The organism is Caballeronia sp. LZ062, assembly GCF_031450785.1.
Lineage (GTDB): Bacteria > Pseudomonadota > Gammaproteobacteria > Burkholderiales > Burkholderiaceae > Caballeronia.
Genome location: NZ_JARTWB010000002.1, coordinates 1,482,358 through 1,497,734, shown reverse-complemented (window position 1 = coordinate 1,497,734; position 15,377 = coordinate 1,482,358). Strand labels below are relative to the sequence as shown.

General features: G+C 63.4%; 11 protein-coding genes and 1 pseudogene. 8 read left to right on the top strand and 4 right to left on the bottom strand.

Going from position 1 to position 15,377, the window contains the following annotated elements; all coding sequences use genetic code 11:
* Positions 1–271 precede the first annotated feature (271 nt).
* The 4 genes and pseudogenes from aceE (at position 272) to lpdA (ending at position 6,907) form a co-directional block, all read left to right on the top strand.
* Entirely contained in the window at positions 272–2,965 is a 2,694-nt protein-coding gene (aceE, locus tag P9239_RS13145; protein WP_309751480.1) for a pyruvate dehydrogenase (acetyl-transferring), homodimeric type, read from the top strand.
* A 79-nt stretch (positions 2,966–3,044) separates the two neighbouring features.
* Positions 3,045–4,709 carry a dihydrolipoyllysine-residue acetyltransferase gene (gene aceF / locus P9239_RS13140; protein WP_309751478.1) on the top strand — a complete coding sequence of 555 codons (1,665 nt, stop codon included), beginning with the start codon at positions 3,045–3,047 and terminating at the stop codon, positions 4,707–4,709.
* A 110-nt stretch (positions 4,710–4,819) separates the two neighbouring features.
* Positions 4,820–5,011, top strand: a pseudogene (locus tag P9239_RS23395) (biotin/lipoyl-containing protein); the annotation flags it as partial.
* A 153-nt stretch (positions 5,012–5,164) separates the two neighbouring features.
* A complete protein-coding gene (lpdA, locus tag P9239_RS13135) occupies positions 5,165–6,907 on the top strand; it encodes a dihydrolipoyl dehydrogenase (RefSeq protein WP_404980094.1) in 1,743 nt (580 codons plus the stop codon).
* 171 nt (positions 6,908–7,078) lie between these two features.
* Here the strand turns inward: lpdA and P9239_RS13130 are convergent, their stop codons facing one another.
* Positions 7,079–7,657 (bottom strand): phasin family protein, encoded by a 579-nt coding sequence (locus tag P9239_RS13130; RefSeq protein ID WP_309751474.1) that lies wholly within the window; start codon positions 7,655–7,657, stop codon positions 7,079–7,081.
* A 724-nt stretch (positions 7,658–8,381) separates the two neighbouring features.
* On the opposite strand from P9239_RS13130, the gene pbpG reads away from it, so the two are divergent.
* A complete protein-coding gene (gene pbpG, locus P9239_RS13125; protein WP_309751472.1) occupies positions 8,382–9,560 on the top strand; it encodes a D-alanyl-D-alanine endopeptidase in 1,179 nt (392 codons plus the stop codon).
* An 87-nt stretch (positions 9,561–9,647) separates the two neighbouring features.
* On the opposite strand, the gene P9239_RS13120 is transcribed toward pbpG, so the two are convergent.
* Positions 9,648–10,439 (bottom strand): IclR family transcriptional regulator, encoded by a 792-nt coding sequence (locus tag P9239_RS13120; RefSeq protein ID WP_309751470.1) that lies wholly within the window; start codon positions 10,437–10,439, stop codon positions 9,648–9,650.
* Between the two features lie 134 nt (positions 10,440–10,573).
* Between P9239_RS13120 and P9239_RS13115 the strand changes: the two genes are divergently transcribed.
* Complete coding sequence (locus tag P9239_RS13115) at positions 10,574–11,308, top strand: (Fe-S)-binding protein (RefSeq protein ID WP_309751467.1); 735 nt, start codon at positions 10,574–10,576, stop codon at positions 11,306–11,308.
* Between the two features lie 31 nt (positions 11,309–11,339).
* Positions 11,340–12,752, top strand: a complete 1,413-nt coding sequence (locus tag P9239_RS13110; RefSeq protein WP_309751465.1) for a lactate utilization protein B — start codon at positions 11,340–11,342, stop codon at positions 12,750–12,752.
* A gap of 89 nt (positions 12,753–12,841) precedes the next feature.
* Here the strand turns inward: P9239_RS13110 and P9239_RS13105 are convergent, their stop codons facing one another.
* Complete coding sequence (locus tag P9239_RS13105; protein WP_309751462.1) at positions 12,842–13,342, bottom strand: hypothetical protein; 501 nt, start codon at positions 13,340–13,342, stop codon at positions 12,842–12,844.
* Between the two features lie 258 nt (positions 13,343–13,600).
* Between P9239_RS13105 and P9239_RS13100 the strand changes: the two genes are divergently transcribed.
* Positions 13,601–13,819: a hypothetical protein gene (locus tag P9239_RS13100; RefSeq protein ID WP_309751460.1), complete on the top strand. Its 219-nt coding sequence runs from the start codon at positions 13,601–13,603 to the stop codon at positions 13,817–13,819.
* A gap of 98 nt (positions 13,820–13,917) precedes the next feature.
* Here the strand turns inward: P9239_RS13100 and P9239_RS13095 are convergent, their stop codons facing one another.
* Positions 13,918–15,117, bottom strand: a complete 1,200-nt coding sequence (locus tag P9239_RS13095; RefSeq protein ID WP_309751458.1) for an amino acid aminotransferase — start codon at positions 15,115–15,117, stop codon at positions 13,918–13,920.
* Between the last annotated feature and the right edge of the window lie 260 nt (positions 15,118–15,377).

Below are 15,377 nucleotides of genomic sequence, written 5' to 3'. Positions count from 1 at the left end.
TAACGCAGCGCCCGATTGTTAATTGGCGTAAAAAGACGGTAAAGACGGCTCATTTGCGGGAAAAGGAGGCAAAACGTTTGAGAGAAAAACGATACCGGACGGTGCATTGCAGCATTTTTTCACATCATGAGATGAACTCCCATGATTCGAAAAATCCCTTGCTACTAGGTCTGGACCCTCTTTAGAATGCCGGCACGCGGCCAGTGCCCGAATCCGTGCGGGCGTGTGTTTTCGGCTGTTCTTAGAGCGTTCCTCACATCAGGAGACGAGCATGTCCGCTGTACCCGACGAAGTTCTCAAATATGTCGCCAATGCCAAGGACGACGATCCGCAGGAAACCGCCGAATGGCTCGAAGCACTGGATGGCGTGATTTCCGCGGTCGGACCTGACCGCGCGCATTACCTGATCGAAAAACAGATCGAGTTCGCTCGCGTGCACGGCGAGCATCTGCCGTTTTCGGCGAACACCCCGTACATCAATACGATCCCGGTCGCGTCGCAGGCGAAGATTCCGGGCGACCAGGACATCGAGCACCGCATCCGTTCGTACACGCGCTGGAACGCCATCGCCATGGTGCTGCGCGCGGGCAAGGACACGAACGTCGGCGGGCACATCGCCTCGTTCGCGTCGGCCGCGACGCTCTATGACGTCGGCTTCAACCACTTCTGGCACGCGCCCTCGAAAGAGCATGGCGGCGATCTCGTGTTCGTGCAGGGCCACTCGTCGCCGGGCGTGTACTCGCGCGCGTTCCTGCTCGGGCGCCTGACCGAGAAGCAACTGAACAACTTCCGCCAGGAAGTGGGCGGCGAGGGCATTTCGTCGTATCCGCATCCGTGGCTGATGCCGGACTTCTGGCAGTTCCCGACCGTCTCGATGGGTCTCGGCCCGATCATGGCGATCTACCAGGCGCGCTTCATGAAGTACATGCAGGCGCGCGGCATCGCGAAGACGGAGGGCCGCAAGGTCTGGGCGTTCCTCGGCGACGGCGAAACGGATGAGCCGGAATCGCTCGGCGCGATCGGCATGGCCGGCCGCGAGCGTCTGGACAACCTCGTGTTCGTCATCAACTGCAACCTGCAGCGCCTGGACGGCCCGGTGCGCGGCAACGGCAAGATCATCCAGGAACTGGAAAGCGAGTTCCGCGGCGCGGGCTGGAACGTCATCAAGGTCATCTGGGGCAGCCGCTGGGACGCGCTTTTCGCCCGCGACAAGACCGGCGCGCTGATGCGCCGCATGATGGAAGTGGTGGACGGCGAATATCAGACGTACAAGTCCGAGTCGGGCGCGTTCGTGCGCGAGCACTTCTTCAATACGCCGGAACTCAAGGCGCTCGTCGCCGACTGGTCCGATGAAGACATCTGGAACCTGAACCGCGGCGGCCACGACCCGCACAAGATCTACGCCGCGTTCGACGCCGCCACGAAGACGAAGGGCGCGCCGACCGTCATCCTCGCCAAGACCATCAAGGGCTATGGCATGGGCGAGCACGGTCAGGCCATGAACATCACGCACCAGCAGAAGAAGCTGCCGATCGAGACGCTGAAGAAATTCCGCGACCAGTTCCGCCTGCCGATCACCGATGAACAGATCGTCGACGTGCCGTACCTGACGTTCGAGGAAGGCTCGAAGGAACTCGAGTACATGCGCCAGAAGCGCATGGATCTGGGCGGCTATCTGCCGGCGCGCCGCGAAAAGGCGGAATCGCTGCCGGTGCCGGCGCTGTCCGCGTTCGAGCCGTTGCTGAAGGGCACGGGCGAAGGCCGCGAAATCTCCACGACGATGGCGTTCGTGCGCGTGCTGAACATCCTGCTGAAGGACAAGGCCATCGGCAAGCGCGTCGTGCCGATCGTGCCGGACGAGTCGCGTACCTTCGGCATGGAAGGCCTCTTCCGCCAGATCGGCATCTGGAATCAGGACGGCCAGAAGTACATTCCGGAAGACTCCGACCAGCTGATGTTCTACAAGGAATCGGAGACGGGTCAGATCCTGCAGGAAGGCATCAACGAAGCCGGTGGCATGTGTGACTGGATCGCGGCCGCGACGTCGTACTCGACGCACGGCGAGATCATGATCCCGTTCTACATCTTCTACTCGATGTTCGGCTTCCAGCGCATCGGCGACCTCGCGTGGGCCGCGGGCGACATGCGTTCGCGCGGCTTCCTGCTGGGCGGCACTGCGGGCCGCACGACGCTGAACGGTGAAGGGCTTCAGCACGAAGACGGCCACTCGCTGCTGTGGGCGGCGTCGATTCCGAACTGCGTGAGCTACGACCCGACCTTCGGCTACGAACTCGCCGTCATCATGCAAGACGGCCTGCGCCGCATGGTGCAGGAGCAGGAGGACGTGTACTACTACATCACCGTGATGAACGAGAACTACGAGCATCCGGCGATTCCGCAAGGTGAGTCGGTTGCGGCCGACATCATCAAGGGCATGTACGCGTTCAACAAGGCCGAGAGCGCAGGCAAGGCGCACGTCCAGCTGATGGGCGCGGGCACGATTTTCAACGAAGTCATCGCCGCCGCCGATCTGCTGAAGAACGACTGGGGCGTGTCCGCCGACCTTTGGAGCGTGCCGAGCTTCACCGAACTGGCCCGCGAAGGTCAGGCGTGCGAGCGCTACAACCTGCTGCATCCGACCGAAGAGAAGCGCGTGCCGCACGTGACGAACCTGCTCAAGGGTGCGCAAGGTCCGGTGATCGCGTCGACGGACTACATCCGCGCGCTCGTCGACCAGATTCGCGGCTACGTGCCGAACAAGTTCGTGGTGCTCGGCACCGACGGCTACGGCCGCTCGGATACGCGTGAAGCGCTGCGCCACTTCTTCGAAGTCGACCGCTACTGGGTCACGCTGGCGGCGCTCAACGCGCTCGCCGACGAAGGCACGATCGAGCGTAACGTCGTCGCTGAGGCGATCAAGAAGTACAACCTCGACCCGTCCAAACCCAATCCGATGACCGTCTAAAGGCATCGCCCCCGAGCGTTGTGACGCGGCCTCTTTCCGAAGCGGGAAGAGGCCGCGTGCAACCCAGGAGACACTAATAATGAGTCAAGCGATCGAAGTCAAAGTGCCGGACATCGGCGATTTCAAGGACATTCCGGTGATCGAAGTGCTGGTCAAACCGGGCGATGTCGTCGAGCAGGAACAGTCCCTCGTCACGCTGGAATCCGACAAGGCCACGATGGACGTGCCGAGTTCGTCGGCGGGCACGGTGAAAGAAGTCAAGGTCAAGGTGGGCGACAACGTCTCCGAAGGCACGCTGATCGTCGTGCTGGAAGGCGGCGGGGCGGCCGCTGCGCCGTCGGCGCCCGCTGCGCCTGCCAAGCAGGAAGCGCCCGCGCAGACGCAGACGCACTCGCAGCCCGCGCAGGCTTCGGGCGGCGGCGGATCGGTGGAGGTGAAGGTGCCGGATATCGGCGACTTCACGGACATTCCGATCATCGAGATCGCCGTCAAGGTCGGGGACAAGGTCGAAAAGGAACAGTCGCTCGTCACGCTCGAATCCGACAAGGCGACCATGGACGTGCCGAGCCCGGCGGCCGGCACAGTCAAGGAACTGAAGGTGAAGATCGGCGATACGGTGTCCGAAGGATCGCTGATTCTGATTCTGGAAGGCGGCGAAGGCGGTGCTGCCGCAGCGCCAGCGGCAGCGGCGCCGAAGCAGGAAGCGCCGTCGCCGACCGCCGCGCCGCCCGATGCGCCCGCGAAGCCCGCGCCCGCGAAGGAAGCGCCGTCCGCGCTCGCGCAGGCGCCGGTGATGCCGGCCGGCGACGGCACGCGCACGTCGAGCCACGCATCGCCTTCGGTGCGCAAGTTCGCGCGTGAACTCGGCGTCGACGTGACGCGCGTGAACGGCACCGGTCCGAAGGGACGCATCACGCAGCAGGACGTCACCGCGTTCGTGAAGGGCGTGATGACGGGGCAGGCCAAGGCGCCCGCCGCGGCAGCCGCGCCGGCGGGCGGTGGCGGCGGCGAGCTGGGACTGCTGCCGTGGCCGAAGGTCGATTTCACGAAGTTCGGTCCGGTCGATCCCAAGCCGCTCTCGCGCATCAAGAAGATCTCGGGCGCTAACCTGCACCGCAACTGGGTCATGATCCCGCACGTCACGAACAACGACGAAGCGGACATCACGGAACTGGAAGAGCTGCGCGTCAAGCTGAACAAGGAGCACGAGAAAGCGGGCGTGAAGTTCACGATGCTCGCGTTCGTCATCAAGGCCGTGGTCGCGGCGCTGAAGAAGTTCCCGACCTTCAACGCGAGCCTCGACGGCGACAACCTCGTCTTCAAGAAGTACTACCACATCGGTTTCGCGGCCGACACGCCGAACGGCCTCGTCGTTCCCGTGATCCGCGATGCGGACAAGAAGGGCCTCGTCGATATCGCGAAGGAAATGTCCGAGCTGTCGAAGCTCGCGCGCGAAGGCAAGCTGAAGCCGGACCAGATGCAGGGCGGCTGCTTCTCGATTTCGTCGCTGGGCGGCATCGGCGGCACGCATTTCACGCCGATCATCAACGCGCCGGAAGTGGCGATCCTGGGGTTGTCGCGCGGCCAGCAGAAGCCCGTGTGGGACGGCAAGCAGTTCGTGCCGCGTCTCACGCTGCCGCTGTCGCTGTCGTACGACCATCGCGTGATCGACGGCGCGGAGGCCGCGCGCTTCAACGCTTATCTGTCGGCGATTCTGGCGGATTTCCGTCGCGTGATTCTTTGATCGAGGCGCGCGTTCGGGCTTGCGAGTCCGAACGCGCAGCCCAGCCGACGGCGGAGCCGCGCGCGCCGTGATGCGCGGCGGTTCCATCCGCTCTTCTCTTAGGGGACACCATGAGTCTCGTCGAACTAAAAGTACCCGACATCGGCGACTTCTCCGATGTCGATGTCATCGAAGTCAATATCCAGCCCGGCGACGTCATCGAAAGGGAACAGGGCGTCATCACGCTCGAAACCGACAAGGCGACGATGGAAGTGCCCGCCGATGTGGCAGGCACCATCAAGGAAGTGAAGGTCAAGCAGGGCGACAAGGTCTCGCAAGGATCGGTCATCGCGATGATCGAAACGGAAGGCGCGGCGGCGGCTTCGGGCGCGCCTCCGAGCGGTGCACCGAAGGAAGCGTCCACTTCGCAACCCGCTGCAGCAGCGCCCGCTGCGTCGGGCGGCGGCACGCAGGACGTGAAGGTGCCGGATATCGGCGACTTCACAGACATCCCGATCATCGAGATTCACGTGAAGGCGGGCGATACGGTCGAAAAGGAACAGTCGCTCATCACGCTGGAATCCGACAAGGCCACGATGGACGTGCCTTCGCCCGCAGCCGGCACCGTCAAGGAATTGAAGGTCAAGGTCGGCGACAACGTCTCCGAAGGCACGCTGATTCTGACGCTCGAAGGCCAGGGCGGCGGCACGACCTATGTGCCGACGAATCCGGCGGCCGCCGCGCCGCAGCCCGCCGAGAAAGCGACTGCCGCACCGGCGCCGCAAGCGGGCAGCTATTCCGGCTCGGCCGATATTGAGTGCGAGATGCTCGTGCTCGGGGCCGGCCCCGGCGGCTACTCGGCGGCGTTCCGTTCCGCCGACCTCGGCATGAAGACGGTGCTCGTCGAACGGTATTCGACGCTTGGCGGCGTGTGCCTGAACGTCGGCTGCATTCCGTCGAAGGCGCTTCTGCATACGGCGCTCGTGATGGATGAAACGCACGAGCTGGCCGAACACGGCATCAGCTTCGGCAAGCCGACTATCGATCTCGACAAGCTGCGCGGCTTCAAGGAAGGCGTCGTCAAGAAGCTGACGGGCGGCCTCGCGGGCATGGCGAAGGCGCGCAAGGTGCAGGTGGTGACGGGCGTCGGAACGTTTGTCGATCCGCATCACATGGAAGTGCAGGGCGCGGATGGCAAGAAGGTCGTCAAGTTCCAGAAGGCGATCATCGCGGCCGGCTCGCAGGCGGTGAAGCTGCCGTTCTTCCCGACTGACCCGCGCGTCGTCGATTCCACCGGCGCGCTCGAGTTGCGCCAGTTGCCCAAGCGCATGCTGGTGGTCGGCGGCGGCATCATCGGTCTGGAAATGGCGACCGTCTATTCGACGCTCGGCGCGGAAATCGATGTCGTCGAAATGCTCGACGGCCTGATGATGGGCGCGGACCGCGATTTGGTAAAGGCGTGGGAGAAGTTCAACGCCAAGCGCTTCGCCAACGTCATGCTAAAGACGAAGACCACGAAGGCCGAAGCGAAGGAAGACGGCATCTATGTGACCTTCGAAGGCGAAAAGGCGCCGGCGGAACCGCAACGTTACGACCTCGTGCTGTTGTCGGTCGGCCGCACGCCGAACGGCGGCAAGATCGGCGCGGACAAGGCGGGCGTCGCGGTGACGGAGCGCGGCTTCATCAACGTCGACAAGCAGATGCGCACGAACGTCGAGCACATCTTCGCCATCGGCGATCTCGTCGGCCAGCCGATGCTCGCGCACAAGGCCGTGCACGAAGGCCACGTCGCGGCGGAAGCGGCGCACGGCGAGAAGGCGTACTTCGACGCGATGCAGATTCCGTCGGTGGCGTACACCGATCCGGAAGTCGCGTGGGCCGGCAAGACCGAAGACCAGTGCAAGGCCGAAGGCATCAAGTATGGGAAGGCGGTGTTCCCTTGGGCCGCGTCGGGCCGCGCAATCGCCAATGGCCGTGACGAAGGCTTCACCAAGCTAATCTTCGACGAAGAAACGCACCGCGTGATCGGCGGCGGTATCGTCGGCTTGAATGCGGGTGACCTGATCAGCGAAGTGTGTCTCGCAATCGAGATGGGCGCGGACGCGACCGACATCGGCCGCACGATCCACCCGCACCCGACGCTCGGCGAGTCAATCGGTATGGCGGCTGAGTTGTACGAAGGGGTCTGCACGGACCTGCCGCCGCAGCGCAAGAAGTAAGCAGTCTGGCGGCAGATGTGAGAAAGGCGCGTTTCCCGCAAGGGAAACGCGCCTTTTTTCATGGCGCGGCGAGCCAGCGAAGAGAAGCGCGGCCGCAGCGAGCGCAAAGAAAAACCCGGCCGCAGCCGGGCTTTCGCACAACGCGTACAGCTTAGGACAGTCGATTCAGACTTAGGCGACCGTCGGGCGCTTCGTGGCGCGGGCAGCCTGTTCCGTCGCTTGCGTGGCAGCCTTCGTCGCGGCCGTGGCGGCGGCGTTGAAGTTGCTTTCCGCGATTTCGACAGCTTGCTTCGTTGCCTTGTGAACCGTCTCGTACGTCGTGTTGGCGGCGGTGATGGCCGACTTCATCACGGCGACGGCCGTTTCCGAACCAGCGGGCGCGTTCTTCGCGACGTTGTCGACGAGTGCCTGCACCTTGCGGTTCTGCTCTTCGTATTGCACTTCGGCGACACGGGCGAACTCGGCTTGCGTGGCCGACGCGATTTCATACAGATGACGGCCGTACGACAGCACCTTTTCCGCGACCGGCTGCGTCAGGCTGGCTTGCAGCGCGAGCAGTTCCTGCGCGTCCTTCACGGACAGTGCGCGCTGGGCGTTTTCCTGGCCTTCGGCGAGCGTCGACTTGACGACTTGCAGGTTCAGCTCAACGAGCTTTTCCACGCCTTCGAACGCCTTGTTCGTCAGACCGAACAGCGTGTCGAAGTTGGCTTTCTGTGCAGCGGCGATTTGTTCGGGGGTCAGTAGGGTCATCTCAGGCTCCTGATTGCCGACCCATCATGGCGGGTCGTGGCTTGGTTGATGCAGCGAAGTGCTGCTAGTTGGTGCTACTTCTATTGGTGCGTCGCAACATGAAGCCCATTTTAGAGAGATTCTTAGTGATGTCAAGCAGTTTTTGTGCATTGCACAATGAACTGGAAAGCTCGATTAATCATGGGCTTAAGTAATCGAGCGCATCGGTCCCAAGCATTGGGATGAGTTGCTTTGCACCGGTGTGGATCGCGACGTTTAGCGCAGTCCAGTCATGGTGCGGCCCGCAAGAAGCTGCGTTCGGACTGTGACGCATTAGGACGATTCTTGCGGCCGTCCTATTTTTCGGACATCGCCGTACACCAAATTGTTGAAGAACCGTTAACATTTCGACTGTTGATCCGACGCACACTCAATCAGCGCCGCGACGCTCGGCGGTTTTCCCGGCCGATGCGGCGACTGCCACGTTCGCTCTTTTTCAGTCAGCACTTAAGTTCCAGAACTTTTTGCCGACAACGCGTGAGTCGTGTCGTACAAAAGCGCGCCGTCGGCGGCGTTCCGTCTGCGGAAAAGCGATCGTTTTTTCCGATCGTTGCGCACAGCATGTCAGAAACAACCAATCGACGCTTACAACTCGGTTTAACGAGCGCCGATAAGTGCTTAATATTGCTTAAATTTCGTAGCTTCACTACACTTGGCGGTACTCCAGCCGCCCAATAGAACACTAATGAAAACCGAAATGTTTTCGTCGCTAAAGCTGGTGCACGGCGTGGCATTGCGCTCGGCTTTGTCCTTCGCCGTATCACTGGCTGTAGCGACGTCGTTTGCAGCGGCTCCGGCTGAAGCCCTTGCCAAAACCGCCACCGTCACCAAACACGCCAAGAAGTCCGATACCGAAGAGAAGAGCGCCAGGCCTGCTCGCGTCGCGAAGGCCGGCAAAGCGGCTCGCCCGGCCAAAGTGGCCGCAGCCGCCGACGACGAAGACGCACCGAAGGCGTCGCGTAAGCGTCGAGTGAACTACCGGATGGATCCGCACGCGCGTCGCGCGGCGGTGCACGCGGTGGCGTATCAGCCGCGCGCCACATCGGTCGGTCAGGCGTTCGGCCTGCATGAGACCGCGGACAGCCTCGCGCTGCGTTCGAGCGTCGCGTATGTGGTCGATCAGGACACGTCCGAGACGCTCTTCGACAAGAATTCGCGCGCCGTCGTGCCGATCGCGTCCATCACGAAGCTGATGACGGCCATGGTCGTGCTCGACTCGCACATGCCGCTCACCGATGAAATCGCGGTGACGGACGAAGACCGCGACTACGAGAAGTACACGGGCTCGCGCCTCTCCGTCGGCTCGGTGCTGAATCGCGAAGACATGCTGCATATCGCGCTGATGGCATCGGAGAACCGCGCCGCGGCCGCGCTGTCGCGCTATTACCCCGGCGGCCGCCCCGCGTTCATCGCCGCGATGAATGCGAAGGCGAAGGCGCTCGGCATGACCGACACGCACTTCGAGAATTCGACCGGACTCACGAGCCTCAACGTGTCGAGCGCGCGTGATCTCGTGAAGATGGTGAACGCGGCGTATCAGTATCCGCTGATCCGCAAGTTCTCCACCGACCGCAGCTACGACGTGTTCACGGGCAAGCGCACGCTCGCCTACAACAGCACGAATGCGCTGGTGCGCAACGCATCGTGGGATATCGGCTTGCAAAAGACGGGTTTCATCAACGAAGCGGGCGAATGCCTCGTGATGCAGGCGAACGTGCATGGCCGGCCGGTCATCATCGTGCTGCTGGATTCGTACGGGAAGTACTCGCGTTTCGCGGATGCAACCCGCCTGCGCACGTATCTCGATACGCTCGGCGAGCCGCGCATCATGAGCGCCGACATGGGCGGCGGCGCGAACCCGTAACCGCCTTCCCGAAGTTGCCGGCAAGCAAAAGCCGGATTCGTCGAGCGACGAATCCGGCTTTTTCGTTTTGCGCCCTCAACGTTGCGGCTAATGCGCCCCGTTCGGCTGTTCTTCGTGATAGCCGAGCGAACGCGAAATCTCCAGCGCGGTATGGCTCAATTGCTTGAGCCAGGCGTCCTGCAGCCGGTCGGCCGGCGCGGAAAGCGACAGACCCGCGACGAGCCGCCCGGTGTCGTCGTAAATGCCTGCCGCGATGCAGCGCACGCCCAACTCCAGTTCCTCGTTGTCACGGGCGCACGACTGCTGGCGCACGAACGCCAGCTCCCGTTCGAGCTTGGCGAGATCGGTGATGCTGTTCTGCGTGTGGCCCGAGAGACCCGTCCGCATGGCGTAGGCGCGCACGCGGGCCGCTTCGTCGGCGGCGAGAAACAATTTGCCGACCGATGTGAGATGCAGCGGCGCGCGCCCGCCGATGGCCCGCACGACCTGCATGCCCGAGCGTTCCGAATAGGCGCGCTCGATATACACGATTTCATCGCCCTGACGGACGGAAAGATTCACCGTCTGCCCGGTCTGGCGGTGCAACTCGCGCATCGGCGACATTGCCGCTTCTCGCACCGACAGCCGCGCTTTCACGAGATTGCCGAGTTCGAGTAGACGCATACCGAGCCGGTACGTGCCCGGGTCCGAGCGATCCACGAGGCGGCACAGCACCATGTCGTTCAGGATGCGGTGCGCGGTGGAAGGGTGCAGACCGGTATTGTGCGAGAGTTCTTTCAGGCTGACCGGATCGGTGTGATCGGCGAGGGCGTCGAGCAGACTCATCATGCGCTCGATGACCTGAATGGATGTCTTTGATTCCGGGTTCGTATCGCTCATCGTCTGAATCGGTTGATGCGTCAAACAGCGGAATGGCGATTGTATCTCATAATGTGAAAAGCCGGCGCATTCGAAACGGCTCCGCTTTGGCGGATAATCGACGCGCTCCGCACAAACAACAACGAGGGAACGCCATGCGAGTCGGCTTATTTGTCACGTGTCTCATCGACACGATGCGACCGGAGATCGGCTTCTCGGTCATCAAGCTGATCGAACGCGCCGGCTTTCAGGTGAGCGTGCCGCCTGCCCAGACGTGCTGCGGCCAGCCTGCGTACAACTCCGGCGACCGGCGGCTCGCACGCGATCTTGCCGAGAAAACACTGCGTGAATTCGAGCAGTTCGACTATGTCGTCGTGCCGTCGGGTTCGTGCGGCGGCACGATCCGCGCCCATTACGGCGATCTGTTTCGCGACGATCCCGAACTCATGAACCGCTATTCGCGCATGCAGCCGCGCGTCTTCGAACTGACCGATTTTCTCGTCACCGTCGCGAAAGCGCGCATGGAACCCGGCGTGTTCGACGGTCTCGTCACCTACCACGACGCCTGCTCGGGCCTGCGCGAACTGGGCGTGAAGTCGCAGCCGCGCGAACTGCTCGCGCAGGCGGGCGTGCCGGTCACGGAGATGCCCGGCTGCGAGCATTGTTGCGGCTTTGGCGGCACGTTCGCGGTGAAGTACGGCGTTATTTCGACGGCGATCGTCGACGAGAAATGCGCGAATATCAAGGCGAGCGGCGCGAACGCGGTCGTGCTCGGCGATCTCGGCTGCATGTTGAATATCGAAGGGCGTCTGCGCCGCACAGGCGACACGACGACGCGCGTGCTGCATATCGCGCAGGTGCTCGCTGGCGATTCGCAGCGCCGCACCTGATCCGCACGCGACGCAACCACGAGACGAAGCCATGCAAGTCCAGACGATGCACTTCAAGGCGCGCGCCGGCAGCAAGCTCGCCGACGAGCGGCTCCAGCAGAACCTCACCAAGCTCTCGACGAAGTTCGTCAGCGCGCGGGCGAGCGCGGTGCGCGACATCGACTTCGACGCCACGCGAGCGGCGCTCAAGGAACGGCGCAACCGCGCGCTGGAGAACCTCGACGTGTGGCTCGAAACCTTCGAGCGCGAGGCGGCGCGGCGCGGTGCGACCGTCCTCTACGCCGAATCGACGCAGGACGCGGCGCGCCTGGTCGCCGAGATTGCGCGTGAGCACGGCGTGAAGAAGGTCATCAAGACGAAGTCGATGGTCTCGGAGGAAATGCAGTTGAACCGCGTGCTCGGCGAGATGGGCGTGCAGTCCATCGAGACGGATCTCGGCGAATACATTCTGCAAATCAACGACAACGAGCCGCCGAGCCACATCATCGCGCCGGTGGTGCACAAGGATAAGGACGAGATCGCCGACCTGTTCGCGAAGACGCACGGCAAGCCGCGCCTGACTGAGATTCCCGCGATGACGCGTGAAGCCCGCGAAGTCCTGCGTCCGCACTTCATGACCGCGGACATGGGCGTGACGGGCGGCAACTTCCTGATCGCGGAGACGGGATCGGTCGCCGTCGTGACGAACGAAGGCAACGAAGGCATGTGCACCGTCATGCCGCGCGTGCACGTGGCGGTGACGGGCATCGAAAAGATCCTGCCCACGCTGGAGGATCTCGCCACCGCCATGCGCCTTCTGCCGCGTTCCGCGACCGGCCAGACCATCTCGAACTATTTCTCGCTGCTCACCGGCCCGCGTGCGCCCGGCGAGACGGACGGGCCGGAACACATGTACTTCGTGCTCGTCGATGGCGGGCGAACCGGGCTGATCGGCGGCGACTTTCAGGAGATGCTGCGCTGCATCCGCTGCGGCGCGTGCATGAATCATTGCCCCGTCTATCAGAAGATCGGCGGACATGCGTACGGCTGGGTGTACCCAGGACCGATGGGATCGGTGCTCACGCCGGCGTATGTCGGTATCGACAAGGCGCTCGATCTGCCGCAGGCCGCGACGCTCTGCGGCGAATGCAACAGCGTCTGCCCAGTCGGGATTCCCATTTCCGACCTGCTTCGGAAGCTGCGAGAGAAGCAAATGGAGCGGCGCCTGCGGCCTTGGACGGAGCGGGCGGCGCTCGCCGCCTGGGGCTATCTGGCGATGCGGCCCGCAGCCTACGCGCTGTTGACCAAGCTGGCGGTGCGGGTGCTGGAGCGGGCGGGCGGCGATCGGAAAGCGATCTCGCGGCTACCGTTCGGCTCGGGATGGACCGCCACGCGCGATATGCCGGCGCCGGTTGGGCGCACGTTCCGGGAACTGTATAAGGCGCAGCAGTCGCACATCGGCTGATCGATCGCCTGCGAAACGAAAAAAGGCCGCGCCGGATCGCGTGATCCGGCGCGGCCTTTTCGATACAGCGTGATTCGAATGCGTGCGCGTTAACCGCCGGTGCGCCCGAGAAAGCCCCGTTGATCGCCCCCGTGACCGCCTTCGCCGTGGCCGCCCGCAGGCGCCGCCTGTGGCGGCCGCGGCCGCGCGCCGCCGACCGCTTGTGGCAGCGGTCCGCCGCCACCGCCGTGCGGCGGGCCGCCGGCCTGCGGATTTCCCCCTCCGCCATGCTGCGGCCGGCCACCGTCTCCGTCATGACCGGGCGGAGGTCCGCCGCGGCGGCCCTCGTTCCATCCGCGAGGAGGCGCGTGGCGCCAGCCGGGACCATCGTCCCAGTAACGCCCAGGACCGGGGTAGTATCCGCCGCCGCCGTAGTAGCCGCCCTGGATCACGACGCCCGGCTGCATCACCGGACCGCCATAGCCATAAGCGTCGTAACCAGGTTCGCCGTAGGGCGCGGGATAGCCGCCGTATGCGGGTCCATCGGGATAGGCTGCGCAGCCGCCGAGCAGCAACGCAGAGGAGAAAACGAGCAATCCAGCGACTTTCATGACAGTTGGGCGTTTCGTTGCAAGCATGTTTCATGAGACATCAGCTTGACGTCAATGTCCCCAAGAAGTTTGTAAGGTTTTATGACCGCCGTCACAATTTCAGTCGGCGTTTGAGTCAGGCCGGCGCCTTGCTTGTTGTTCTCTGCGCAACGGACTTTCGCTTGCAGGCGGCTTTTTAAGAGATGGCCGATTCCGTAACATCCCGAGTGTCGACAAGTGGGCGATCCGCTTGCTCCGGCGTCCAACGAAGGTAGTCCCATGAGAAACAAAATATCGACCTACTGGCCTCTCGCGGTCCTACTGCTGGCCGCGCTGACCTTCTGCATGCATGCGAAGGAGCGAGAATCCGCTGCCGTCCGTCATAAAGAGACGGGCGTCGCGAGCGTGAGCGCCGAATTGGCGCGTGCGATTTCCTATGGTCTCGTCGAATCGGACGAGGGCGCGCCTGTCGTGGGAACCGCGTCCCGCGCGCTGTAGTCGTCCGCAGCAGCAAACTTGCGCACAAGAAAAATGGCGTCTTTCAGCCGAAAGACGCCATTTTCATTTGCAGAGATGCGCGCGAGTACGTCTTACGCTTACTTCAGCACGCTCGCGACAGCATTTGCCACGACATCCAGATTGCGCGTGTTGAGCGCAGCCACGCAGATACGGCCCGTGCTCACCGCATAGATGCCGAACTCTTCACGCAGGCGGTCGACCTGAGCGGCGGTCAGGCCCGAGTAGGAGAACATGCCGCGCTGCTTGTCGACGAAAGAGAAATCACGGTCGACGCCCGCTGACTTCAGACGCTGCACGAGGCCATTGCGCATCGCGCGGATGCGGTCGCGCATTTCGCCGAGTTCCTGCTCCCACGTCGCGCGCAATTCGGGCGACGCCAGCACCGCTGCGACGATCGAGCCACCGTGCGTCGGCGGGTTCGAGTAATTCGTGCGGATCACGCGCTTGAGTTGCGACAGTACGCGCGCCGACTCTTCCTTGCTCGCCGTGATGATCGTCAATGCGCCGACGCGCTCGCCGTAGAGCGAAAACGACTTCGAGAACGACGACGACACGAACACGTTCAGATCGGCCGCGGCGAAAAGGCGCACGGCAGCGGCGTCGGCCTCGATGCTCTCGCCGAAACCCTGATAGGCGATGTCGAGGAACGGCACCAGGTTGCGCGATTTCACGACTTCGACGACCTGCGCCCATTGCGCATCCGTCAGGTCCACGCCGGTCGGGTTGTGACAGCACGCGTGCAGGACGACGACCGTGCCCGCCGCGTAGCCGTTCAGCGCGGCCAGCATGCCTTCGAAATTCACACCGTGCGTCGCGGCATCGTAGTACGGATAGTTGACGACCTCGAAGCCCGCGCCTTCGAACAGCGCGCGATGGTTTTCCCAGCTCGGATCGCTGATCGCGACGACCGCGTTCGGGTTCACGCGCTTCAGGAAGTCCGCGCCGATCTTGAGCGCGCCCGTGCCGCCGAGCGCCTGCGCCGTGACGACGCGGCCGGCGGCCACGAGCGGCGATTCCTTGCCGAGCAGGAGCGACTGCACGGCGGCGTCATAGGCGGCGATGCCGTCGATCGGCAGATAACCACGCGGCAGCGCAGCCTCAACGCGAGCTTTTTCCGCTTCGCGCACGGCGCGCAGCAGCGGAATCTTGCCTTCTTCATTCGTGTAGACGCCGACGCCGAGATTGACCTTGGTCGGGCGCGGATCGGCGTTGAAGGCTTCGTTGAGGCCCAGAATCGGGTCGCGGGGGGCGAGTTCGACGGCAGAGAATAGGGACATGATCTATCGGCAGTGTTGAAAGGACAGGCTGCGGCAAAAGCGGACGGCTAACGTGCGGAGCTTGGTCGCGCCCCGGTGACGAAAAGCGGCGCGGCGCGCGGGCTTCGATGGCGCGGCGTGGATTGAAACCCTCGCGTGGCGTTCGGCCCAGTCGCACATTGTATCGAATCCGTCGCATTTTTTCGGCGTGCGATCACACGCCATTGCTTGCACGCGCGTGCTTTTTACCGGTTCGCCTGAGAGGGACGGCGACTGCGCCG